The organism is Chryseobacterium sp. YR221 (assembly GCF_900176315.1).
In the GTDB taxonomy this organism is placed as follows: Bacteria; Bacteroidota; Bacteroidia; order Flavobacteriales; family Weeksellaceae; genus Chryseobacterium; species Chryseobacterium rhizosphaerae.
Map to the genome: position 1 here is coordinate 131253 of NZ_FWXM01000004.1, position 22621 is coordinate 153873.

The following is a 22621-nucleotide window of genomic DNA, read 5'->3' on the forward strand; positions in this document are numbered from 1 at the left end:
CTAGTTACACGTGATATTTAAACCTTGTTAAATTCAAATTAAAGTGAATATTACCGGGGCGTAAATTATTATTTATACATTTGTAAGGAAAATAATTAATTATGAAAAAACTTTTATTGATGGCTTCCATTTCTTTTGGGGCTATTGTGGCAGCACAGGAAACTAAAACTGCAGCTCCTGCAGCTGATACTGTTAAAGCCTGGTCTATTCAGGGGCAAAACACATTAATGCTTAATCAGGCTGCCTTTTCCAATTGGGTAGGAGGTGGAGCCAACAACGTGGGATGGCTTGCCGGTGTCAATTACAACCTGACTTACGAGAAAGGTAAAGATCTTTGGGAAAACATTATTATCCTTGGATATGGCCAAAATAATACCCAGGGTACGGGGGTAAGAAAAACCCAGGATGTTATCAATCTTTCTACTAACTATGGTAGAGAATTTGCCAAAAACTGGTACTATTCTATGGGAGCTAGTCTTCAGACTCAATTTGCTCCGGGATATGAGGATGGGAACAATCCTGATGCCAAGAAAATATCAAACTTTTTTGCACCGGGGTATTTAAATTTAGGAGCAGGTGTTACCTACCGTCCTAACGATAATTTTACGATGACCCTTCGCCCTGCCAACGCAAGATGGACTTTTGTTCTGGATAAAGATCTTCAAAAAGCAGGAACTTATGGCCTTAAAAACGATGGAGATTCTTCGCTTTTTCAATTCGGTTTCCTGGGAACAGCTATTTACAAGCTGAAAATCATGGAGAATATCAGCCTGATCAATACGGGGTCTGTTTTTTCAAACTATTTAGATCATCCGGACAGATTGGTTCTTGGATATAGTGGAGTCCTTAATATGAAGATCAATAAATATATTTCTACCAATGTAACACTTGATTTATTATATGACCACAACCAGATCAAGAAAACCCAGCTAAAACAAACGTTAGGGGTAGGGTTGGCCTATAATATCGATAACGGAAAGAAACGTTCAGAGAACAAGGATAACCAGGGTTGGCTTAAGAAATAATCTTAATCACTATACATAATAAGAAAGCACTTCAATTTGAAGTGCTTTCTTATGTATCAATTATATAAGTCTTAAAATTCTAAATCAACTTCTAATTTCTCCGCCAATAGCTTTGAAATTTTTTCTTTTAAAGGCTCAATGTCGATATTCTGCATCGCATCATTCGCAAATGCATATAAAAGAAGTGCCTGTGCTTCTTTTTTAGAGATACCTCTTGCTCTCAGATAAAACAGGGCGTCTTCATTAAGCTGACCTACTGTACATCCGTGAGAACATTTTACGTCATCTGCAAAGATCTCCAACTGAGGTTTTGTATCAATACTTGCCCCTTCACTTAATAAAACATTGTTGTTTTGCTGATAGGCATTCGTTTTCTGGGCAATTTTGTCAACAAAAACTTTCCCGTTGAAAACTCCGTGGGCATTGCCATCAAAGATACCCTTGTAGTTCTGATAACTTTCACAGTTTGGAAAATTGTGGTGAACTGCGGTATGGTGGTCTACCAGCTGGTCTTTTCCGATGATGGTAATTCCGTTCATGAATGAATTGATATTTGATCCATTATGAATGAAATCCAGGTTATTTCTTACCAATTTACCTCCAAAAGAGAATGTATTTACAGTGGTTAAGCTGTCTTTCTCCTGTTTTGCAAAGGTATTATCAATAAGATATGAGGTATTGTTATCGTTCTGAAGTTTATGCCAATCTGCTTTTGCATTTGGATAAGTAAAGATCTCCGTTACGGAATTGGTCAATACATAAGTACTGTCAAAATTATGGTGACTTTCAATCACTTCCACTTTTGCTCCCTCTTCTACAATCAATAGGTTTCTTGTATTGTAGAATGTGTTTTCTTCCTGATTCTGAGAAATATAGAAAATATGAATAGGTTTTTCAATCACCACATTTTTAGGAACTTTTAAAAAGAATCCATATTTGCAGTAAGCAAGATTTAAATTGGTGAAAGCCAAATCCTTAGCTGCAATACTGTTAAAGTACTGATCGAAAACTTCTTTATGCTGCTCGTCATTCAATGCATAATTGAATGAAAGAAACTCTGCATTTTCAATAGAAACCTTAGAAAGTTCCTTATGAAGCTGCCCGTTTACAAAAACGATCCAGTCAAAATTTTCTTCTCCTAAGTGTAGTTGGTCAAACTGCTCTTTGGTGATGTTATGGTTCTCTTTTGGAAAGAAATTGTAGTCTTTCTCAGTGATCTCCCTTAGGTTGGTATATTTAAACTCTTCGTCTTTTTTGGTAGGAAAACCTGTTTCTGCAAACTTTCCTAAAGCCTGAACTCTCGTTTCATCCAAAAAACGGTGACGAAGTGTACTGAGAAATTCGTTATGATTATTTAAAATTTGTTCGTTTAAACTCATTGTTTATTTGAAATTTGAGATTTGAGATTTGAAATTACGGACGGTTAAATTTATTGCTATTATGTTCGATAGTTTTTAAATATCTTATAAAGCCGGAAATCATCTTTGATAAATCCGTATAATCCTTTTTCAAATCATTAAATTCATTTTCGGTAATAAAATTTCTATCAAATGCTCTGATTAATTGAGATCTTACTTCACCACATGAACCTTTTGACATAGATAGAAAATTGATAAATTCTTTATTTCCCTCCCTTTCAAAACCTTCTGCAATGTTATCCATTACAGAAGCCGATGAACGGTCTATTTGATTTTTAATGTTTAGACTGCAATTTGAATTTTGTACGAGTGAGATGAAAACTTTCTGGCATAATTCTCTGGATCTTTTCCATATTTCTAAATCCTCAAAATTATTTATAGTTGCCATAATTTCAAATCTCAAATCGCAAACTTCAAATTAGTTAAGCAGCCAGTCGTAACCCTTTTCTTCAAGTTCTAACGCTAAAGATTTATCACCTGTTTTGATGATTTTTCCATTGGCTAAAACGTGAACAAAGTCAGGTTGAATATAGTTAAGCAATCTTTGATAGTGTGTAATCAAAAGAACTGCATTTCCTTCATTTTTAAAGTGATTCACCCCATCTGCTACAATTCTTAATGCATCAATGTCTAATCCTGAATCTGTTTCATCAAGAATGGCCAGTTTAGGATTAAGCATCATCATCTGGAAGATCTCATTTCTTTTCTTTTCACCTCCGGAGAATCCCTCGTTTAATGATCTTGAAAGGAAATCTTTTTTGATCCCTAATTTTTCGGACTTTTCACGAATGAGAGCAAGCATTTCTTTTGCCGGCATTTCTCCCAGTCCGTTTGCTTTTCTGGTTTCGTTTAAAGCAGCCTTGATAAAGTTCGTTACAGAAACTCCCGGAATTTCCACTGGATACTGGAAAGAAAGGAAGATTCCTTTGTGCGCTCTGTCTTCAGGAGCATCTTCACTGATATCTTCACCCTGGAAAAGGATTTCTCCACCAGTTACTTCATAATCCTCTTTTCCTGCGATTACAGAAGAAAGTGTGGATTTACCAGCTCCGTTTGGCCCCATGATAGCGTGAACTTCGCCCGGCTTTATTTCAAGATTAATACCTTTTAATATTTCTGCGCCATCTTCAATTTTGGCGTGAAGGTCTTTTATTTGTAACATTCTTGCTAACTTTTTCTTTTTATAATTGTATTAGCTTCCTCTGTATGTGGAATATCCAAATGGTGATAAAGTAATAGGAACATGATAATGTTCATTATTTTTTATCTGGAATATTACCTCAATAGACGGATAGAAGCTTTCTATTTTTTTGTTTTTATAATAATCTTCTACAAAGAATACGAGTTTGTATTTTCCGTAATTATTGCTCTTTTGGTATGGTAAAAAATCTGAAACCCTGCCATTATTATCAGTTTGCTTTTTACCTATAGAAACCCATTGCTGGGTTGTTTCATTATATTTCTCCAGTTCAATTTTTACATTTCCTGCAGGTTGTCCCTGCGAAATGTCAAGAATATGACTTGAAAGTTGAAATCCCGTCTTTTCCTGAGCAGAAAAGGCCAAGAAAATGAATCCAAAAAATAACAATAAAAACTTTTTCATAGAGACCATTTTCTCAGTGGACTATCCAACTGAACCTTCTAATGAAATTTCTAATAATTTCTGTGCTTCGATAGCAAATTCCATTGGAAGTTTATTTAAAACTTCTTTGCTGAAACCATTCACGATCAGGGCAATTGCTCTTTCCGTATCAATACCTCTTTGGTTACAGTAGAAAATCTGATCTTCTCCGATTTTCGAAGTCGTTGCTTCGTGCTCCAGTTGTGCCGTAGGATCTTTGATTTCAATATAAGGGAAGGTATGTGCCCCACATTCATTACCCATCAATAAAGAGTCACATTGAGAGAAGTTTCTTGCCCCTTTAGCAGTAGGCATTACCTTTACCAATCCTCTGTATGAGTTTTGAGATTTTCCTGCAGAAATACCTTTTGAAATGATCGTTGACTTGGTGTTTTTTCCAATGTGGATCATTTTTGTACCTGTATCTGCATATTGGTGATTGTTTGTCACAGCGATAGAGTAGAACTCTCCGATTGATCCGTCACCTTTCAGAATACAAGATGGATATTTCCATGTTACTGCAGAACCTGTTTCCACCTGTGTCCAAGAGATTTTTGCATTTCTTTCGCAAAGTCCTCTTTTTGTCACAAAGTTGAAAACACCTCCTTTTCCTTCTTCATTACCCGGATACCAGTTCTGAACAGTTGAGTATTTGATCTCTGCATCATCCATTGCAATAAGCTCTACAACCGCAGCGTGAAGCTGGTTTTCATCTCTTGACGGAGCAGTACATCCCTCAAGATAAGAAACATAACTTCCTTCATCAGCAATGACAAGAGTTCTTTCAAACTGGCCTGTTCCTGCCTGGTTGATACGGAAATATGTGGAAAGTTCCATTGGGCATCTTACTCCCTTAGGAATATAGCAGAAACTTCCGTCAGAAAATACTGCGGAATTCAATGCTGCATAAAAGTTATCTCCTCTTGGAACTACTTTTCCAAGATATTTTCTTACTAAATCAGGATGGTTTTTAATGGCCTCAGAAATAGAACAGAAAATAATTCCTTTTTCAGCCAATGTATCCTGGAAAGTGGTTTTCACAGAAACTGAGTCTATTACAATATCTACAGCTACTCCTGAAAGTCTTTTCTGCTCTTCGATATTAATCCCTAGCTTTGCGAAAGTTTTCAATAATTCCGGGTCCACTTCGTCAAGGCTTTCCAATTCAGGTTTTGCCTTTGGAGCAGCATAGTAACGGATTGCTTGAAAATCCGGCTTTTCATATTTGATGTTTGCCCACTCAGGCTCCACCATCTTTAGCCAGATTTTGAAAGATTCCAAACGCCATTCAGTCATCCATTCAGGCTCTTCTTTTTTTGCAGAGATAGCACGGACGATATCCTCATTCAAACCAATTGGGAAGTCTTCATAATCAATCTTCGTTTCCCAACCGAATTCATATTTTTTATTTTCTAGATCGACTCTTAAATCGTCTTCAGTATATTTACTCATTATTTTTTTTTATTTCAGATTTTAGATTTCAGGTTGATTTCTGATTTCTAGTATCTAATGTCTTTTCTCTAAAGACTAAATGATTCTCCACATCCACATGTTCTGGATGCATTCGGGTTGTTAAATACAAACCCTTTTCCGTTCAATCCTCCTGAGTACTCAAGAGTTGTTCCTGCTAAGTATAAGATAGATTTTTTATCAATAACAATTTTAATGTCATTATCTTCAAAAATCTGATCTGTGTCTGTTTTTTGGTTGTCAAACTTTAAAACATACTCTAAACCAGAGCATCCGCCGCTTTTAACACCAACTCTTATATAATCTTCAGCAGGGTTAAAACCATCTTCTGTCATCAGCTGAATGGCTTTTTCCTTTGCGTAATCTGATACTTTTATCATTGTATTTATTTAGAATGATTTAATTAGGCAAAAATACGAACTAATTTCCGCAATCTCAAATCGAAGATATCTATTTTAATGATTCTGATCTTAATACGACATTTTAATTTCTGGGATTAGTGTTAAAGATGTATAAATTTTCTCTCAAAGACCTGAATACTTTTAACCTTGAATTCTATTTTTCATCTATAAATAAAATGAACAATGAAACAAAAAGTATTAATTTTTTTTGTATTGTTTTTAATGGTAGCGTCTTATGGACAGACTACAAGGTATATCTATGAAACTTCAGTGAACCCGGATTCAATTAATCTGGTAAGCATGAAAATTGAAAAAACTTTTTTAGATATTAAAGGAAACCGTTCTTTATTTGTCAGTGAAAATAAATTGAAAAAAGATTCTCTTTTAAATTCTTTTAGATCGGAAATAAAAGAAAATAATAGAAAAGGAGATAAATATTTTCCAAAACAGGAAGGGAAGAGACATATTGAACCTACTTTTTTTGAATATTTTGTTTCAAAGAATATTCCGGAGCAAAAAGTATATTATTATGAGAAAGCTGCCGGTAAACAAATTTATTATCAGGAAGACAGACCTTTGAAATGGGAAATAACCCAAACTGTAGAAAAACAGAATGGATATCCTGCTCAAAAAGCTGTTGTCAATTTTGGAGGCAGGAGTTGGACTGCCTGGTTTACGAAAGATATTGCTATTTCTGATGGTCCGTACAAATTCTCGGGATTACCGGGGTTGATTGTGAAACTGGAAGATGATAAAGGAGATTTTAAGTTCGATCTTGTTAAGAAAATCCAGATTAAGGATGCTTTTGAGGAGCCTATAAATGCTGATGCAAAACAAAGTACAAGAATTAATTTCCACGGAGATAAAGCAGCTTTGGAACTAGAGTCTAATAAAAACAGAAAATCTATGGCAGGAAATAATGGAGGAGAGAATATGGGTTTTAATGGAGAAGGAAGACACGGAGGCGGAATGAGAGGCGGTGGTCACCCGGGCGGAGGAATGCGGGGAGGTATGGGTGGAAATCATCAGGATTCTCCTGTACAGCAAAATCAAGGAGCAGAACATTTTTCTTTTGGAAGTGGCTCAATCCAAAATCCTATTGAATTAAAATAAAAAAATATAAATGAAAAAATTAGGTATTATTGCTTTGGCATTCTTTATACAGCATGTCTCTGCACAAACCAACAGATTTGTGTATCAGGTAACTATGAAACCTGATGCAGAAAATAAAGCGGATATTAAAACTGAAAATGCCTATTTGGATATTTCTCCTGAAAAATCAGTCTTTTACTCTGAAAACAGAATCAAAAGGGACTCTATTATGCAAAAAGCATTTCAGGGAGGTGGCGGAAGAGGAAGTGTGAGTAGGGATCAGATGGAAAATTTGAGAACGAATATCAGCTATTCTGTAGAAAAAGATAAAACGAATCAGAAGACTTATTTGAAAGATAGAATAGGAAGGGATAGCTATTCTTATGAAGAAGACAGACCTCTGAACTGGAAAATTTCCTCAGAAACTACAAAAATTGGGGAGTATAAAGTTCAAAAAGCAGAAACTGATTTTGCTGGAAGAAAATGGACTGCCTGGTTTACTACGGATCTTCCATATCAGGATGGACCCTATAAGTTCGGCGGGCTTCCGGGACTGATTGTAAAAGTAGAAGATGACAAAGGAGATTATTCTTTCGATTTGATGAAAAACTTTAAAATTGCTGAATTTCCTGTCCTGAACCAGTTTGGAACTCCAATAAAAGTGAAAAGAACTGATTTTATAAAGCAGCAGCAGAAGTTCAAATCTGATCCTGCGGCCTTTATGAGTCAAAGCGGAGGACAAGGTGGATTCGCCACTACGATGAGAGTTGGAGGAGGAAGAGGCCCGGGCGGAGGTGGAAACCAAAATCCTGCTGATATGAAAAAAAGAATGGAAGAGAGGGTAAAAGAAGAAGCTAAGAAAAACAGTAATCCCATTGAATTACAATAAATAAAAATCCCTGAAGAAATTTTCTTCAGGGATTTTTTTATTTTTATTCTGTCAGTTTATTTCAAAAGCTGGTTGAAAGTGTCTCCTTGTCTGATATCACCACTATTATACCCCTTCATGAACCATTCTTTACGTTGTGCTGATGATCCGTGGGTAAAACTTTCCTGATTAACATACCCCTGAGCTCTTTTTTGGATATTATCATCTCCCACAGCCTGTGCTGCATCTATAGCAGACTGTATATCTCCAGGTTCCAGAATATGTTTGGAGTCATCCGTTTTCTTGGCCCAGACTCCGGCATAAAAATCGGCTTGTAACTCTGTGGCCACAGAGACTCTGTTCATCTCTGCTTCTGAATATCTTCCGCTTCTTCTGAGGGCATCTACTTTTTGTGTTGTACCCAAAAGAGTTTGTACATGATGTCCTACTTCATGAGCAAGAACATAAGCCACTGTAAATTCGGTAACCTTTGCTCCAAATCTCTGTTGAAGTTCATTGAAGAAACTCATGTCCATATATACTTTCTGATCAGCCGGGCAATAGAAAGGTCCCATTGCAGATTCTGCCACACCACATGCAGACCTTGTCGTATTTTCAAAAAGGACTACTTCTGGTGCAGAATAGGTCATCCCATTTTCTTTAAAGATCTGATCCCAGGTTAAAATATTCCATTTGGCCATCATATCGACCATTTCACCGATCTGCTTTTCATTGGCCGTAAGTTCTCTTTTTTCACCGGAATTTCCTGAAGACTGTACGCTGCCGGAATTCAATATACCGGAAGGATCTCCTCCTAAAAAGAACACAATTGCTGCTATAATTAAAGTTCCGAGTCCGCCGCCTACGATCATACCACCTCCTCCGCCTCCGGAACCACGGCGGTCATCAACGTTTCCGCCTCTGTCGTCTGTCCATTTCATACTAATAATTTTATGGGTAAATTTAATTAATTTAAGTTAAAACTATATCAATCAATATTTTAAAAATATCTCAAGTTTTTATCTGTTCAGCTGTTTTGTTTTTAGCCAATAGGAGGTAGACTGATAGGCTGAAATCGTTTCATCTATCAGTTTCTGATTGGTATTCTTCAATAGTTTTTCGTTATAATACAGCTTAAATTCCGGTGCAAGATCACTTTTTTCCAGTTCTAAAGAATATTGTTTTGCCTTTTTCACCGGAGAAATGACCGTTAGATGTCCGTCTTTTATAAAGCCCAGATCCTGATAGGTGGCAACATACGCTTTAGGCTGGAATTCTTTTTTGAAAACATCCTGACCCAGAAACTTAGACTGATAACTGAAATTCAGAAGTCCTAAAACAGTAGGCATTATATCGATCTGAGACATCAGTGAATTAAACTTTTGAGGCTCGATAAATCCTTCCGAGAAGACCATTGCAGGAATTCTGTATTTATCCATTGGAAGTTCTGTTTTCCCTGCACTGGAAGCACAATGGTCAGCAATGATAACAAAGACTGTATTTTTGTACCAATCCTGCTTTTTAGCCATGTCAAAGAACAGTTTAAGGGAATAATCTGTATATTTTACACCACCTTCACGGGATTTTGAGGTTCCCGGAATATCAATTCTTCCATCAGGGTAAGTGAAGGGTCTGTGATTGGAAACGGTCATCCAATGATTAAAAAACGGTTTTCCTGATTTTGCTTCGGCATTCATCACCTGGATTGCTTTTTTAGCCATATCTTCATCAGCAACACCCCAAACATTGGCAAAACTGATTTCTTCAGGTTTAAAATTATTTCGGTCTACAATACCATACCCGTTTCCTCCGAAGAAGTCCTGCATATTATCAAAATAGCTGTATCCTCCATAGAGAAACTTAACATCATAGCCCTTAGACTTGAAAACATTTCCTGTTGTAAATTTGTTTTTGTTATCATCTCTTTTAATAATACTTTCTCCTGCTGTAGGAGGAATACAAAGAGTTAAAGCTTCCAGACCGCGTACGGTTCTGTTTCCTGTAGCATAGAGATTCGTGAACATCAATGACTTCTCTGCCAGACTGTCTAAGAACGGGGTGATTTTTTGAGTATTTCCATAATGCTCCATAAAATCTGCAGAAAGACTTTCTATGGAAATCAGGACTACATTTTTCTTTAGCTCGGGCTGTTCAGCCACAATATTCCTTGCCAGTACAGGCGGCGAATACTGGCTTAAGAAATTCTTTTCTGCCTGCTGTTGATTGATCTGTGAATAAAACTGGAAATAATCGAGCTCATTATGGGTAAAGGCCCAATAGAACTTAGGAATTCCATTCGCTTCAATTTCATCCGCAAAAACATTGTCAGACTTTATCTGCATTAATGATGGGATCACTAATAAGCTAATTCCACAAAGAACAGCATAGGAGCCCAGCAAAATCATTTTTTCTTTGAAATTGGGAAGTTCCAGAAGCTCATTTTTTGTTTTTTTATAAATGAACCAGGTAATAGATAAGGTTACTATAAGTATTGCTGAAAATAATGGAACTACAGGGTAGCTTTCCATAATATTCCCAATCACTTCATTGGTGTAAATCAGATAATCTACTGCTATGAAGTTATAACGTACTCCGAATTCATTATAGAAGAAGTATTCACTTACTCCATTAAAGATGATGGAAAGTACATATAATAAAAGGGTAATAAAGTATAATGTGTTACGAATCTTAATCCTTTGAGTGGGAAGGAAGAGCATGAGCCCAAAGAAAAAAGTCTTTATTCCTACAAACGCTAGCGCAACTTCTGTTACAGAACCTCCGTACTGCTTGAAAATATTGTTCGGAATGAGCCATATATAAAGGAAAAACAAGACTAATATCCCAAAAATAATATAGCCGTAGGGCTTTTTATATTTTGAATTGGAGAGAAATAAAAAGTAGAGTGCCAGTAATGCACTGGCCAGTATGAAGACAAAGAAATCATTCAAAAGACCAACTAACAAGACTTTTATTATTTCAAAAAACCCAAAACTAGCTGTGGTAATAGGGTGAAAAAAGAAGACTGTCCTTATTATTAACGAAATAATAAGATAGAAAACTCCTAAATATAGGAACGGTTTTATTTTTTTTAAAAACATAGAGATACTGTCTATAGTAGTTTACACAAAGATAGTTTTTGTGTCTAACTTTTAACAAAAAAAAATAAAAATATAGCGTTTATGAGTAAGATTTATGAATTGAAAAAATAAATTTTCAGTCTATTTATTTTTCAACTGTTCTATATGTTTTTGCATCGATTCAATAAAAAAGGACTATTAAAAATAGTCCTGTGTATCGTGAAGGGGGAATCAAATTAGGAATGTCCGAATCCGATATTTCCTTTTTTATCTGATAATTTCTTTTTGAAATCAATCATTCTTAAAGCGGTTACTGCTGCTTCAACGCCTTTGTTTCCTAAGTCACCACCACTTCTGGCAATAGACTGTTCTTTGGTGTCGTCAGTCAATACGCAGAATATTGTAGGAGTATCCGTCATGATGTTACAGTCTTTGATTCCCTGTGCTACTGCAGAGCACACATAGTCGAAGTGAGGGGTTTCCCCACGGATCACACATCCGATGGATATCACTGCATCATATTTTCTTTCTTTGCAAAGCTGCATGCTTGCATAGTTCAATTCAAAAGCTCCGGGAACAGGAAAAAGTTTGATATTTTCAGGTTTTACCCCTTCTTTTTCAAGTATTTCTAAAGCTGCATCACGAAGATTGTACGTTACAAAGTCATTCCACTCAGAAAAAACAATGCCGATAGAAAAATCTTCGGCATTAGTTATATGAAGTGGCTTGTAATCGGAAAGATTAACTGTTGCCATTTTTTAATAATATTTAGTCATTTCAATATAAGAATCAGACATTCCGTTGTCATAGTCCTGATATTTCTCGTCAATTGCTGAGAAGTATTTTTTAGCTTCCGGATTTTTCTTTAATCCTAAAGCTACGATCCCTGCTTTTCTTGTGAAGAAATAAGTAGTGTAAGGATCATTAGACGCTGTTGCTGCCTTATCCAATAAAGCTAAAGCCTCATCGTTTTTGTTAAGACCTGATTTAGCATCCGCCATAGCTCCGTATTTCATTGCCATTAACGTTTTGTTATCAGATGAAAACTTATCTAAAAGGTCGTAAGATTCCTGGAATTTTCCTTCTTTAAATTTCAATAATCCGGCATTGTAAGCAGAAAGTTGTCCTACACTAGTCCCGGAATAATCATTGTATGTACCTACAAAACCAGGATTTGCAGCAGATTTTCCACCTAAAGCTTCTTTATCTTTACCTTCTACAAGGTTTTTTTGAGCAGCAAGGAAACTTTTTACAGCTTCAACATTCTTAGGAGCAACTACAAATTGCTTGTATCCGAAGAATCCTAAAACTCCTAAGATTAAAACTCCAAATACAATCCCTAAAGGTTTTGAATATTTTTCAAGAAATCTCTCAGTGTTTAAAGCCTCTCTGTCAAGGTCTTTAAAGAACTCAACCGTTTCTTTACCTTCTTGCTCATTCTGAGCATTCTTTCCCAATTTTGCCATAAGTTTTTAAAAATTGAACTGCAAATTTAATTGTTTCTGAATGATTTACAAAATACTTTATCAGTATTATTATGCAAATGTTATGAAATAGTATCTGTTTATCATAAAAATGCTTCGACTCCGCTCTGCAAGACTTTTTTAAACCAACCTTTTGTTGATGTTGTCCTGCAGAGCGGAGTCGGATAATTTATGCTATAAAGTCCTTAGTATTCTAAGATATGATAGATTTCGGCACCGAACTTTTCAAGTTTTTCATTTCCTCCCAGGCCTTTTAAACCAATAAGGAAACTGAACTGAGAAGCGATTGCTCCTTGTTTTTCCACCAATTTGGCTGCTGCTTCGGTAGTCCCTCCGGTAGCCAAAAGGTCGTCATGTATCAGTATTCTCTGTCCTTTCTTGATTTGCCCTTCACGGGTTTCTATTTCAGCAGTACCATATTCCAGGTCATATTTCTCTGAAATAATTGGGGGCGGAAGTTTTCCTTTTTTTCTGATGAGAATAAAAGGTACTTCCAATGCTACTGCAATGGCGATTCCAAAAAGGTAACCTCGGCTTTCTATTCCGCATACAGCGTCTATTTTTCCTTTGCTGAAGGTAACCAAATCGGCTATTACATCTTCATATAGTTTTGGGTCTAAAAAAATGGGTGAAATATCCTTAAACTGTATTCCTGGTATTGGAAAGTCAGGGAAATTTTCAATTGTTTCTTCTAGTCTTTTGATCAGTTCTGCTGAAGCCATTTATGGGTTTATTTTATAGCTGGAAATTTTCCAGTCTCCGTTTACATTTTTAAGTCCGAAAGTTACTTTTAATGAAGTCGTTTTACCGTTTTTATCGGTTACATCATACGTTGCATTGACACTGGCTCCGTTAGGATTGGTAGCGCTTGTCGTGATGTTCTTTACGCTTACATTTTTTACAGATCCAAAACCTGAAGTAGGGTTTGAGAAAGACTCATAGCTTCCCCAGCTTGGGTTATTGGAGGCATCATATGCTGCTTTTAAGTTTTGAGAGCTTACACTATTCAAAAACTTGCTTACTGTATTTTTAGGGTCTGCGGTAGGTTGCTTTGGAGCTGCCGGTGCTGTTGGAGTTGCAGTACCTGGTTCTGTAGTGGTGGGTGTAGTTGAAGGATTATTTGGATCTACCACAGCGCTTGGCTGCTGAGTTACTGCTGTAGTATCCGTTTTAGGAACAGCAGGCACTTTCAGGGCAGCAGCATTTACATCAAGCCCTATTTTTGACATCTTGAATGTTTTTGCCGTTGTTTTTACTGAAACAGTGATGTCTATTTTATTATCAACTACTTTTGCCGCCGGAATAGAGGAGAATTTAAGGTTAAATCCTTTAAAGTTATTATCCTGCATCAGGTTTTTGGCTGTAGAAAGTCTCACTCCGTTGCTGAAAACCTCCAGTGTTACCTCTAGCCCTGCTCCTGTAAATGATACCGGATTTCCTGCAGCATCTACAAGTCTTGGAACGATCTGGATAGAGGTAGGAGCTCCTGCTCCGTCATCACCCATGGGCCTTGTAACAAGGCTTAGTGCTCCTGCTTTTACATCATTAGGATCACTTTCTTTAGCTTTATCATCTCCGAAGATATTCATTTCTCCCAATGAAGGCGGGCTGGTACTTGCCCATTCGATTCCGTTTTTCTGTGCAATTTCGTCTGCCAGTGTCAGGATTTCAGGCACTTTTTTTCCGTCAATCAGTTTTCCAAGTGCTTTTAGCTCGTTCACATCCCCATCTGCTTCTACACCGAATGTCTTAAGGATATAAAGAGCTTCATTAAACTTAATCTGTTTAATGGTTGATAAGCTGGAGGTCATATCATTGATACTTGACTGCAGCGTTTTAGTATTCGTAGCATCTACATGATCTTTCTTACATGCTGTAAAAAGCAACAGACTGAAAACAAGTAGAAAAGAAAACTTTTTCATTTTTATTTGGTTTGTTGCAAATTTAATAAAACCTTTATTAATAGTGGATTTTATTTTTTATTTTGTTTTTCCTTCAAATCGTCCTTAAAAAATGAACTAAAGATAGTCTGCATATTAGGGAATGACGGATCCTGCCAATACTGGGTTTTATAGTTGCTATAGTCTTTATTAAACTTTACTTGATCCATATCATTACTATCACTGAAGTTCATTTCTGAAGGATAAAAGTTTTGGTAGGAAATAACCTGATTGTAGTTTTCCTCACTTTTATGTTTTAATTTAATAAAAAGGATTTCATTAAATTCCAGTAGATCTTTGAGTGTTTTTTGAGAATTCTTTTCAAAAGCGATATTCTGAATTCCTCTCAGATCAAAAAAACGGAATCCGAATAGGGCAAATTCTTTTTGCTGCAGGTATTCACCGGTAACCTCAATTTCATCTTTGCTGCTGCCTTTAAGTTCCTTGATTTTTATGTTTTTCTTTTTATATTCATCAAGGGTTCCCACTTTTTTCATATTGGGAATTCCTAATGAGCTTCCATAATCCCAAAAAGCGGTCTGGTTCTTTTCTTTCTTAGGATCTATAAGTCTGTACACTCGATATTGTTCCACATGACTGCTTTTTAGCTTTTTCGTTTTATTATCGAAAGTATAGGTTACAATTCCATCGGCATAGGCATTCAGTTTATTGTTGACCGTAACATAAGAATTAAAATTCCCTTTGATAAGGATATATTTTGCAGGTTTATTATTTTTAATGACTACCGTTTCTATTTCTTTTACCTGATCATTGATCTTAATAACAGGCTGGTCAAAATCTGAATAGGAGAGTGTGGCCACCAGAAAATTATTATAGACCAGCTGGAATTTTTCCTGAGCCGGGGATAAGGATTGTTTATCAATTTTCCCATCAATATCAGAGTAGGCGAGTATACTACCGTCTCTGCCGAAAACCGAAACCTTTGGAAGAGGAATGTTGCTTTTTTCGGAAACGAAAGTAATGGTCTGGGCATGGGTAAAAATGGAGACCATACAGAATAGCAGGTAAACCAGATACACTTTTTTCATAATACTGTTATTGGGGTTAGTCATCAGGCTTATGAATATGCAGGAAATGAATCTTAAAAGGGCAGCAATTGGGCTGACGGCATAAAAAAAGACTGATCGTTTAACAATCAGTCTTTTATAATTTTATTTTGTTACAAGTCCTTAGAAAGGATACTCATAAATTTCAGATTCGTGTAAGTAAGGGTTTCCTGTAGGGATCAGCTTCAATTTAGATAAAGCAGAAAGTACAGTAAACATAAACAATCCAACTACGAATAGGAGAGCTCCCAAGATTAATAAGAATACTTCAGGAGTGTTCCAGTATGGTCCTACCGTTCCAGGCATTACCATGTTGAAGTAATCTAGGATGTGTCCTAAAATAACTACTACAGCCATTACCGTTACTACTTTGTAGTTTCTCTTGATGCTGCTGCTCACTAATACCAATAGTGGTAATAAGAAGTTTACAATAAGCATTGGCAAGAATGTAGTTCCATAGTGTTGGAATCTTCCAAAGAAGTAGTTAACCTCTTCCGGAACGTTGGCATACCAGTAAAGCATGAACTGAGCGAACCATGTATATGTCCAAAGCATACTTGTAGCGAAAAGGAATACTCCTAAATCGTGTAAGTGGTTGTCATTGAACTGTGGTAAGAAACCATTTTTCTTAAGATAAACACTTAATAGAATGATTACAGCAATACCACTTGAAAGGCAGCTAACCATTGAATACCAGATATACATTGTAGAATACCAGTGAGGGTCAATAGACATCAACCAGTCCCAAGCCCAAGCAGCAGAAGCAAATCCGAAGAATGCAATATATCCTACTGCCCATCTGTAAAGCATTTGATACTCAACTTTAGATTTAGTTTCATCTACTTTTTTAGACTGAGCTTTCAGTTTCCATGCAAAGAATGAAGCACCTACTACATAAATGATCGTTCTGATAGCATAGAAAGGTATATTTAAGAATCTTTTCTTTTCGAATAAAATTACGTCAAAGTGTGCCGATTCAGGATTCGTTAATTCCGGATCCATCCAGTGGAATAGGTGGCCATTGTGAGTGATATTCAATATCATCATAATAACCAGAATTGCACCTCCGTAAGGAATATAAGAAGCAATAGCTTCCATTACTCTTGTAATAATAATTGGCCAACCAGCGTGGGCAGCATGCTGAATACAGTAGAAAAACAATACAGCACAACTTACTCCAAAGAAAAAGACAGCTACAAAGTGCAGCGATGCTAATGGCTGGTTGTGAACCTGAAGCTCAGCATGCTCTAAATGAGCTGCGTGATCCTGTGGTCCAACCATTTCACTTGAGTGGGTAGGAGCATTATGACCTGAAGCATGAACAGCTTCCATCATTTGTTCTATTTTCTCAGTAGAAAGTCCTTTATTCATAAAGAAACCAATACCAAACAGAACTAAACCTACAACAAGAAGTATTATAGAAGTTGATTTTAATTTTGGTGAAAAACTATACATTTCTTTTCTTATTTTTTAGTTTCGGTAGTCGTTTCAGTTGCTGGCGCCGCTGCTGTAGCTGCTGCCGGTGCTGCTGCTCCTTTTTTGAAAGCACTCATCACATACATTGCCACTCTCCATCTGTCTCCTGCGTTCAATTGTCCCGCATAAGATCCCATTGCATTTCTACCGTTTGTTAATACATAATGAACAGATCCTACAGTAATTTCTCTATCAGCATAGTTCGGTACACCAGAGAAAGCACCTGTTTGTACGATTGGACCTTGTCCATCACCTCCTGTTCCGTGACATGCAGCACAAGTACGGTCAAACAACATTTTTCCTCTTTCAATATCTTTATCAGCGTTTGCCGGATTAAGAGGAGAAGTTGTCATCTTCTTGGAAGCGTCATATCCTGCATTGTATTGATCTACATTTTTAGGAAGTAAACCTTCTTCAAAGATTCCGTCTTTATTTTGAGCCACTGAACCTTCTACGGGAGCAAGACCAGTTGCAAAGCTGTTTTTTACAAACGCAGGGATTTCATTCTCATGATCTGAGTATGCATCCTGAGCTTTCATCAATGGGTCATAAGCTACCGGGAAATACATGTCCGGGAAATATACCAATGGCGCATTGTCTTTTGGTCCGCAAGAGTTAAGTAAAACTGTAGTTAAACCTAAAACTGCTGTAATTTTTAATACATTCTTTTTCATTTTAAGCATCTTTAACAGTTATTTCTTCAACTCCAGTTTCAATAAGTAACTGTTTTACAGATTCTACATCTTCAGTTACAAATTCCATCATGAATTTATCATCAGTAGTTCTTGGATCCGGGTTCTGAGCAGGAGCTCCGGGATACATTTTGTTTCTAACTAAGAAAGTTAAAGACATCATGTGAGCTGCACAGAATACCATTAATTCGAACATTGGAACTACGAATGCCGGCATATTGTGTGCCCAGTCAAAAGCTGGTTTACCACCAATATTCTGAGGCCAGTCATGGTTCATTACATACCAGGTAACCGTAGCACCGATAGTAACACCATAAAGAGCATATAGAAAGGCCGCATCAGAAATTCTTGTTTTCTTTAATCCTAAAGCTTTGTCTAGTCCGTGAACCGGAAACGGAGTATATACTTCGTTTATTTTGATTCCTTTATCGTTGAATGCTTTAACGCCGTTCATTAAATCGTCGTCGTCAGCATAAAGTCCGTATACAATTTTAGTGGTGCTCATCTCCTTCTTTTGCTTTATAAGTTTCACCTGAAATTTTCAGAATCGATTTTAATTCAGCCTGTGCAATTACAGGGAATGTTCTTGCGTATAATAAGAATAATACAGAGAAGAATCCGATTGTTCCTAAGTATACACCCACATCAATGATCGTTGGTTTAAACATAGTCCAAGATCCTGGTAAGTAATCTCTTGAAAGGTTGATAACGATGATATCGAAACGCTCAAACCACATACCGATGTTAATGATCAATGCAACAATGAATGTCCAGATAATATTGGTTCTTGCTTTCTTGAACCAGAAAGATGCAGGAACAACAAGGTTACAGATAATCAATGACCAGAAAGCCCACCAGTAAGGTCCTACTGCAGCACCTGGTGAAAGGTACGTAAAGTCTTCAAATCTTGATCCAGAATACCATCCGATGAAATATTCAGTAGCATAGGCTACCGTTACCATACCCCCTGTTAAAACGATTACGATGTTCATAATTTCGATATGATACATGGTAATATAATCTTCAAGGTGACAAACTTTTCTAGCGATCAACAATAGGGTCTGTACCATTGCGAATCCTGAGAAGATCGCACCAGCTACGAAGTAAGGAGGGTAAATTGTAGAGTGCCATCCTTTAATAACTGAAGTTGCGAAGTCAAAAGATACCGTTGTGTGTACCGAGAATACAAGTGGAGTTGCTAAACCTGCAAGAACCAAAGAAAGTTCTTCGAATCTCTGCCAGTGTTTTGCTTTACCACCCCAACCGAAAGCTAAGAAAGTATAAATCTTCTTAGTCCAAGGAGTTTTTGCTCTATCTCTGATCATTGCAAAGTCAGGGATTAATCCCATAAACCAGAATACAGTTGATACTGAGAAATAAGTTGAGATCGCAAATACGTCCCATAATAGAGGAGAGTTAAAGTTCCCCCAAAGAGAACCGAACTGGTTTGGTAAAGGGAATACCCAGTATCCAACCCAAACTCTACCCATGTGAATTACAGGGAAGATTGCTGCCTGTACAACCGCAAAGATCGTCATCGCCTCTGCAGATCTGTTTACAGACATTCTCCATCTCTGTCTAAATAATAATAATACTGCTGAGATTAGGGTCCCGGCGTGACCGATACCTACCCACCATACGAAGTTGGTAATATCCCAACCCCAGTTAATAGTTCTGTTAAGCCCCCATGCTCCAATACCTGTCCCGATAGTATAAGCGATACAGCCGAATCCATAGATGAATAGAACTAGCGCAGCATATAATGAAATCCACCATAATTTACCTGCTCTTTCTTCGATAGGTCGTGCAATATCTTCTGTGATATCGTGATAAGTTTTGTGACCAATAATCAGAGGTTCCCTTATCGGAGCTTCGTAATGTCCTGACATTTTTTACCTATTTATTATTTAAACTTTATTTTTCTACTCTGTTTCTTACTTTAGTATGATAGAACACGTTTGGTTTGGTTCCGATCTCCTCTAGTAAATAATATCTTCTGTTGCTAGAATATAAATCTCTAACTTCAGATTCTTTGTCATTCATGTCTCCGAACGTCATTGCTCCAGTAGAACAAGCAGCAGCACAAGCACAAGAGTTTTTAAACTCAGCATCTGTTACTTTTCTGTTGTCTCTCTTAGCTGCTAAAATAGTAGCCTGAGTTTCCTGAATACATAGTGAACATTTCTCCATTACCCCTCTAGTTCTTACAACTACGTCTGGGTTAAGTACCATTCTTCCTAAATCGTTGTTCATGTTGAAGTCGAACTTGTCATTTAGGTTATACGTAAACCAGTTAAAACGTCTTACTTTGTACGGACAGTTGTTTGCACAATATCTGGTACCGATACATCTGTTGTAAGCCATATGGTTTTGACCTTGCTTACCGTGTGAAGTAGCCGCTACCGGACATACAGTTTCACATGGAGCGTGGTTACAGTGCTGACACATTACAGGCTGGAAGATTACATCCGGATTGTCTGCAGGGTGATTTAGTGCACCTCCTTCTTTATTGAAAGCAGTACCGTATAATTCTGGTACAGCCATTCCTTCTTTTAATCCTTCATATACCTCTACTTTCTGTCTTGAAGAATAGTAACGGTCAATTCTTAACCAATACATATCTCTGGACATTCTTACCTCTTCTTTACCTACTACAGGAACGTTGTTTTCAGCCTGACATGCAATAACGCAAGCTCCACAACCTGTACAAGAGTTTAAGTCGATAGATAAGTTGAAGTGAGGACCATCTGTATCATCAAAAGCATCCCAAAGGTCAATTTTTCTTGCTGGAAGTGCTCCACTGATTGTGTGGTATTCCAAAGGCTTGTTCCATCCTTTGTGCTCGTCATCAAAAGGTACGTTGATGAATTCAGCTAAAGGAACTTCCTTAGCAATTTCGTAACGTCCCATTAAGGTGTTTTGAAGCTGGATACCTGCAAATTCGTGATCTTCTCCTGTCTTTTCAATCTTAACTCCTGAAAGAGCCAGGTTAGAACCATCAAATAATGGATAAGCATTTACCCCTGTATCTGCAGTAGCTCCTGAGTTCTTTTTACCATAACCAAGCGCTAGACCTACAGATCCTTCTGCCTGACCAGGTTGAATGAATACAGGAACATCTTTTATTGTTACTCCGTTTACAGTAAGGTTTACGATAGAACCATCCAACTGCATTCTTGCATTAAGATCGTTATCAATCGCAAATTTCTCTGCATCTTTAGGAGAAATTGTCAAGTAGTTATCCCAAGACATTCTGGTAAGAGGATCCGGTAATTCCTGCAACCAAGGGTTGTTTGCCTGAGTACCATCTCCCATTGAAGTCTTAGTATATAATACCAATTCTAATTCAGAAGCTTTAAAGTTTCCTAATTCAGCAACCGCCTGTGCAGCGTTTCCACCTGCATAAGATAATGTTGTTGCGTTGTTAGAAGTAACGATACCGTTATATAAAGCCTTATTGAAAGAAGTAGCACCTAAGATAGAAGCTGAGCTAGCTTTTAAATAATCGTAGTAGTTATTAGCAGCATTGTTTTTTCCATTCTTCCAAACCAATAAAGATTCTTCAATCTGTCTTGATTTATAGATTTTCTGGATCGTAGGCTGCATTAATGAATATACGCCTGTCTGAGGTTCAATATCACCCCAAGATTCTAGCCAGTTAGCTACAGGAATTACAGCTTTTGCTGCTTTGTACATTTCATTTTTCTTATCAGCAACAGCTACTACACAAGCAACTTTTGATAAAGATTTTTTGAAATCTTCTCCTTTTGGATGAGAGTAGATAGGGTCTACATTGTTTGCGATCAATACGCCAACCTGACCAGCATTTACCCATCCTAAGAATTCCTGATATCTTGCTTTATCAAATTCTTTCAGGAAGTTCGCTTTACCAGTGAAAGCTACTGAACCTAATTTTTGGTTGATTAAGTGTGCTAAAACCTGTGCTCCTTTAGAACTGTCAGCTAAAACAACAGCTTTGCTGCCTTTTGCTTTAAGTTCGTTAGCAATTTCAGTAGCCGTCTTATCAGAAGTACCACCACCTACGATTGCATTGTAAACTTCAACTAAAGTTTTGTTTACAGCACTTGGCTTTAATCTGTATCTTGAGTCAGCATTAGCACCTGTCAATGACATATTGGATTCCACCTGAATGTGTCTCAACATGTTTGGACCTGGTTTTCTTGCTGCTGCGTAAGAAGTTTCTAAGCTTGAAGCATTATAGTCTCCTAAGAAATCAGCCTGGAAAGAAACTACCAATTCAGAACCTTTAAGGTCATATACTGGTAATGCTCTCTGTCCGAATACTTCCTGAGCTGCATCCAGAGACGCAGAGTAAGGGAAAGCATCATAGGTTACTAATTCTGCTGTAGGATATTTTGCTTTGAATTCAGCAAATAGCTTTTTGAAAGTTGGTGAAGCAAAAGAGTGTGACAAAAGCACAATCTTTTTACCTGCAGCTTTCGCATCTTCCAATCCTTTAAGAACAAAGCTGTCTACTTTATCGAAAGTTTCGTCCTTACCATCCAGTTTAGGCTGCTTTACTTTATCATTATCATAAAGAGAAAGTACACTTGCCTGAGCTCTTGCGTTAGTTTTACCTAAATCACCAGCTGCTGGGTTTGGATCAATTTTGATAGGTCTACCTTCACGAGTCTTTACTAAAACACTGGCAAAGTCGAAACCATCAAAATAAGTGGAAGCGTAATAATTGGGTACTCCCGGAATAATATCATGTGGCTTTACCACATAAGGAATTGTTTTGATTACCGGAGCTTCGCAGGCAGCTAATGTAACTGCTGCTGTAGAGAATCCTAAAAGCTTTAGGAAATCTCTTCTTGAAGTACTTGATCCGTTGTTCTCAGCATCTCCAAGGAAATCTTCTACCGGAATTTCTTCCTGAAACTCTTTCTGAGCCAGCTTATTATTTAAAGCTGGATCTTTAAGTTCATGAATACTTCTGAATTGTATTTTGTTTGAAGCCATTTATACT

Annotated in this window: 21 protein-coding genes; 3 read left to right on the top strand and 18 right to left on the bottom strand. The window is 37.0% G+C overall.

All coding sequences use genetic code 11. The features are described from left to right. Nucleotides 1–101: 101 nt before the first annotated feature. Entirely contained in the window at nt 102–1025 is a 924-nt protein-coding gene (locus tag B8967_RS13025) for a DUF3078 domain-containing protein (RefSeq protein ID WP_047484606.1), read from the top strand. A gap of 71 nt (nt 1026–1096) precedes the next feature. On the opposite strand, the gene sufD is transcribed toward B8967_RS13025, so the two are convergent. From sufD to B8967_RS13055, 6 genes are all read right to left on the bottom strand, one after another. Continuing rightward, on the bottom strand, nt 1097–2404 hold the full coding sequence (gene sufD, locus B8967_RS13030) for a Fe-S cluster assembly protein SufD (protein WP_047484608.1): 1308 nt from the start codon (nt 2402–2404) through the stop codon (nt 1097–1099). A gap of 34 nt (nt 2405–2438) precedes the next feature. Beyond that, nucleotides 2439–2831: a four helix bundle protein gene (locus B8967_RS13035; RefSeq protein WP_084086395.1), complete on the bottom strand. Its 393-nt coding sequence runs from the start codon at nt 2829–2831 to the stop codon at nt 2439–2441. Between the two features lie 30 nt (nt 2832–2861). Next, a complete protein-coding gene (gene sufC, locus B8967_RS13040) occupies nt 2862–3605 on the bottom strand; it encodes a Fe-S cluster assembly ATPase SufC (protein WP_047484612.1) in 744 nt (247 codons plus the stop codon). A 30-nt stretch (nt 3606–3635) separates the two neighbouring features. After that, nucleotides 3636–4046 (bottom strand): hydroxyisourate hydrolase, encoded by a 411-nt coding sequence (gene uraH, locus B8967_RS13045; protein ID WP_084086621.1) that lies wholly within the window; start codon nt 4044–4046, stop codon nt 3636–3638. Nucleotides 4047–4067: 21 nt separating this feature from the next. Further along, nucleotides 4068–5516, bottom strand: coding sequence for a Fe-S cluster assembly protein SufB (sufB, locus tag B8967_RS13050; RefSeq protein ID WP_047484614.1), 1449 nt, complete (start codon nt 5514–5516; stop codon nt 4068–4070). A 68-nt stretch (nt 5517–5584) separates the two neighbouring features. Then, nucleotides 5585–5914: a HesB/IscA family protein gene (locus tag B8967_RS13055; protein WP_047484616.1), complete on the bottom strand. Its 330-nt coding sequence runs from the start codon at nt 5912–5914 to the stop codon at nt 5585–5587. Between the two features lie 204 nt (nt 5915–6118). Between B8967_RS13055 and B8967_RS13060 the strand changes: the two genes are divergently transcribed. Together B8967_RS13060 and B8967_RS13065 are read left to right on the top strand one after the other, a co-directional pair. Further along, the gene (locus B8967_RS13060) at nt 6119–7048 is read left to right on the top strand and encodes a GLPGLI family protein (RefSeq protein ID WP_084086396.1); all 930 of its coding nucleotides are present in this window, start codon (nt 6119–6121) and stop codon (nt 7046–7048) included. Nucleotides 7049–7058: 10 nt separating this feature from the next. Next, on the top strand, nt 7059–7916 hold the full coding sequence (locus B8967_RS13065) for a GLPGLI family protein (protein ID WP_084086397.1): 858 nt from the start codon (nt 7059–7061) through the stop codon (nt 7914–7916). Nucleotides 7917–7972: 56 nt separating this feature from the next. Here B8967_RS13065 and B8967_RS13070 read toward each other — a convergent pair whose 3' ends face one another. From B8967_RS13070 to B8967_RS13125, 12 genes are all read right to left on the bottom strand, one after another. Further along, the gene (locus tag B8967_RS13070; protein ID WP_047484620.1) at nt 7973–8836 is read right to left on the bottom strand and encodes a KPN_02809 family neutral zinc metallopeptidase; all 864 of its coding nucleotides are present in this window, start codon (nt 8834–8836) and stop codon (nt 7973–7975) included. 78 nt (nt 8837–8914) lie between these two features. Next, nucleotides 8915–10993, bottom strand: a complete 2079-nt coding sequence (locus B8967_RS13075) for an LTA synthase family protein (RefSeq protein ID WP_084086398.1) — start codon at nt 10991–10993, stop codon at nt 8915–8917. Nucleotides 10994–11208: 215 nt separating this feature from the next. Then, nucleotides 11209–11727: a 6,7-dimethyl-8-ribityllumazine synthase gene (ribH, locus tag B8967_RS13080; RefSeq protein WP_034734563.1), complete on the bottom strand. Its 519-nt coding sequence runs from the start codon at nt 11725–11727 to the stop codon at nt 11209–11211. Between the two features lie 3 nt (nt 11728–11730). Beyond that, nucleotides 11731–12438 (bottom strand): YfgM family protein, encoded by a 708-nt coding sequence (locus B8967_RS13085; protein WP_047484625.1) that lies wholly within the window; start codon nt 12436–12438, stop codon nt 11731–11733. Nucleotides 12439–12641: 203 nt separating this feature from the next. Beyond that, nucleotides 12642–13178 (bottom strand): adenine phosphoribosyltransferase, encoded by a 537-nt coding sequence (locus B8967_RS13090; RefSeq protein ID WP_047484628.1) that lies wholly within the window; start codon nt 13176–13178, stop codon nt 12642–12644. Beyond that, nucleotides 13179–14378 (bottom strand): hypothetical protein, encoded by a 1200-nt coding sequence (locus tag B8967_RS13095; RefSeq protein ID WP_084086399.1) that lies wholly within the window; start codon nt 14376–14378, stop codon nt 13179–13181. Between the two features lie 50 nt (nt 14379–14428). After that, nucleotides 14429–15445, bottom strand: a complete 1017-nt coding sequence (locus tag B8967_RS13100; protein ID WP_084086622.1) for a hypothetical protein — start codon at nt 15443–15445, stop codon at nt 14429–14431. Between the two features lie 141 nt (nt 15446–15586). Beyond that, nucleotides 15587–16918 carry a hypothetical protein gene (locus B8967_RS13105; RefSeq protein WP_047484633.1) on the bottom strand — a complete coding sequence of 444 codons (1332 nt, stop codon included), beginning with the start codon at nt 16916–16918 and terminating at the stop codon, nt 15587–15589. Nucleotides 16919–16926: 8 nt separating this feature from the next. Continuing rightward, on the bottom strand, nt 16927–17622 hold the full coding sequence (locus tag B8967_RS13110; protein ID WP_047484635.1) for a c-type cytochrome: 696 nt from the start codon (nt 17620–17622) through the stop codon (nt 16927–16929). Then, nucleotides 17615–18136, bottom strand: coding sequence for a DUF3341 domain-containing protein (locus B8967_RS13115; protein WP_047484637.1), 522 nt, complete (start codon nt 18134–18136; stop codon nt 17615–17617). Before B8967_RS13115 ends, B8967_RS13110 begins: the two co-directional genes overlap by 8 nt. Then, complete coding sequence (gene nrfD, locus B8967_RS13120) at nt 18123–19520, bottom strand: NrfD/PsrC family molybdoenzyme membrane anchor subunit (RefSeq protein WP_047484639.1); 1398 nt, start codon at nt 19518–19520, stop codon at nt 18123–18125. Before nrfD ends, B8967_RS13115 begins: the two co-directional genes overlap by 14 nt. 25 nt (nt 19521–19545) lie before the next feature. Continuing rightward, nucleotides 19546–22614: a TAT-variant-translocated molybdopterin oxidoreductase gene (locus B8967_RS13125; protein WP_084086400.1), complete on the bottom strand. Its 3069-nt coding sequence runs from the start codon at nt 22612–22614 to the stop codon at nt 19546–19548. Nucleotides 22615–22621: the final 7 nt, after the last annotated feature.

Excerpts from the sequence above, each read along its gene's own strand:
- ribH (WP_034734563.1), bottom strand. The coding sequence starts at position 11,727 with ATGGCAACAGTTAATCTTTCCGATTACAAGCCACTTCATATAACTAAT.
- B8967_RS13105 (WP_047484633.1), bottom strand. The coding sequence starts at position 16,918 with ATGTATAGTTTTTCACCAAAATTAAAATCAACTTCTATAATACTTCTT.
- nrfD (WP_047484639.1), bottom strand. The coding sequence starts at position 19,520 with ATGTCAGGACATTACGAAGCTCCGATAAGGGAACCTCTGATTATTGGT.
- sufD (WP_047484608.1), bottom strand. The coding sequence starts at position 2,404 with ATGAGTTTAAACGAACAAATTTTAAATAATCATAACGAATTTCTCAGT.
- B8967_RS13060 (WP_084086396.1), top strand. The coding sequence starts at position 6,119 with ATGAAACAAAAAGTATTAATTTTTTTTGTATTGTTTTTAATGGTAGCG.
- B8967_RS13065 (WP_084086397.1), top strand. The coding sequence starts at position 7,059 with ATGAAAAAATTAGGTATTATTGCTTTGGCATTCTTTATACAGCATGTC.
- B8967_RS13090 (WP_047484628.1), bottom strand. The coding sequence starts at position 13,178 with ATGGCTTCAGCAGAACTGATCAAAAGACTAGAAGAAACAATTGAAAAT.
- B8967_RS13095 (WP_084086399.1), bottom strand. The coding sequence starts at position 14,378 with ATGAAAAAGTTTTCTTTTCTACTTGTTTTCAGTCTGTTGCTTTTTACA.
- B8967_RS13075 (WP_084086398.1), bottom strand. The coding sequence starts at position 10,993 with ATGTTTTTAAAAAAAATAAAACCGTTCCTATATTTAGGAGTTTTCTAT.
- sufB (WP_047484614.1), bottom strand. The coding sequence starts at position 5,516 with ATGAGTAAATATACTGAAGACGATTTAAGAGTCGATCTAGAAAATAAA.
- B8967_RS13085 (WP_047484625.1), bottom strand. The coding sequence starts at position 12,438 with ATGGCAAAATTGGGAAAGAATGCTCAGAATGAGCAAGAAGGTAAAGAA.
- B8967_RS13025 (WP_047484606.1), top strand. The coding sequence starts at position 102 with ATGAAAAAACTTTTATTGATGGCTTCCATTTCTTTTGGGGCTATTGTG.
- B8967_RS13100 (WP_084086622.1), bottom strand. The coding sequence starts at position 15,445 with ATGAAAAAAGTGTATCTGGTTTACCTGCTATTCTGTATGGTCTCCATT.
- B8967_RS13110 (WP_047484635.1), bottom strand. The coding sequence starts at position 17,622 with ATGCTTAAAATGAAAAAGAATGTATTAAAAATTACAGCAGTTTTAGGT.
- B8967_RS13115 (WP_047484637.1), bottom strand. The coding sequence starts at position 18,136 with ATGAGCACCACTAAAATTGTATACGGACTTTATGCTGACGACGACGAT.
- sufC (WP_047484612.1), bottom strand. The coding sequence starts at position 3,605 with ATGTTACAAATAAAAGACCTTCACGCCAAAATTGAAGATGGCGCAGAA.
- uraH (WP_084086621.1), bottom strand. The coding sequence starts at position 4,046 with ATGAAAAAGTTTTTATTGTTATTTTTTGGATTCATTTTCTTGGCCTTT.
- B8967_RS13125 (WP_084086400.1), bottom strand. The coding sequence starts at position 22,614 with ATGGCTTCAAACAAAATACAATTCAGAAGTATTCATGAACTTAAAGAT.
- B8967_RS13070 (WP_047484620.1), bottom strand. The coding sequence starts at position 8,836 with ATGAAATGGACAGACGACAGAGGCGGAAACGTTGATGACCGCCGTGGT.
- B8967_RS13035 (WP_084086395.1), bottom strand. The coding sequence starts at position 2,831 with ATGGCAACTATAAATAATTTTGAGGATTTAGAAATATGGAAAAGATCC.
- B8967_RS13055 (WP_047484616.1), bottom strand. The coding sequence starts at position 5,914 with ATGATAAAAGTATCAGATTACGCAAAGGAAAAAGCCATTCAGCTGATG.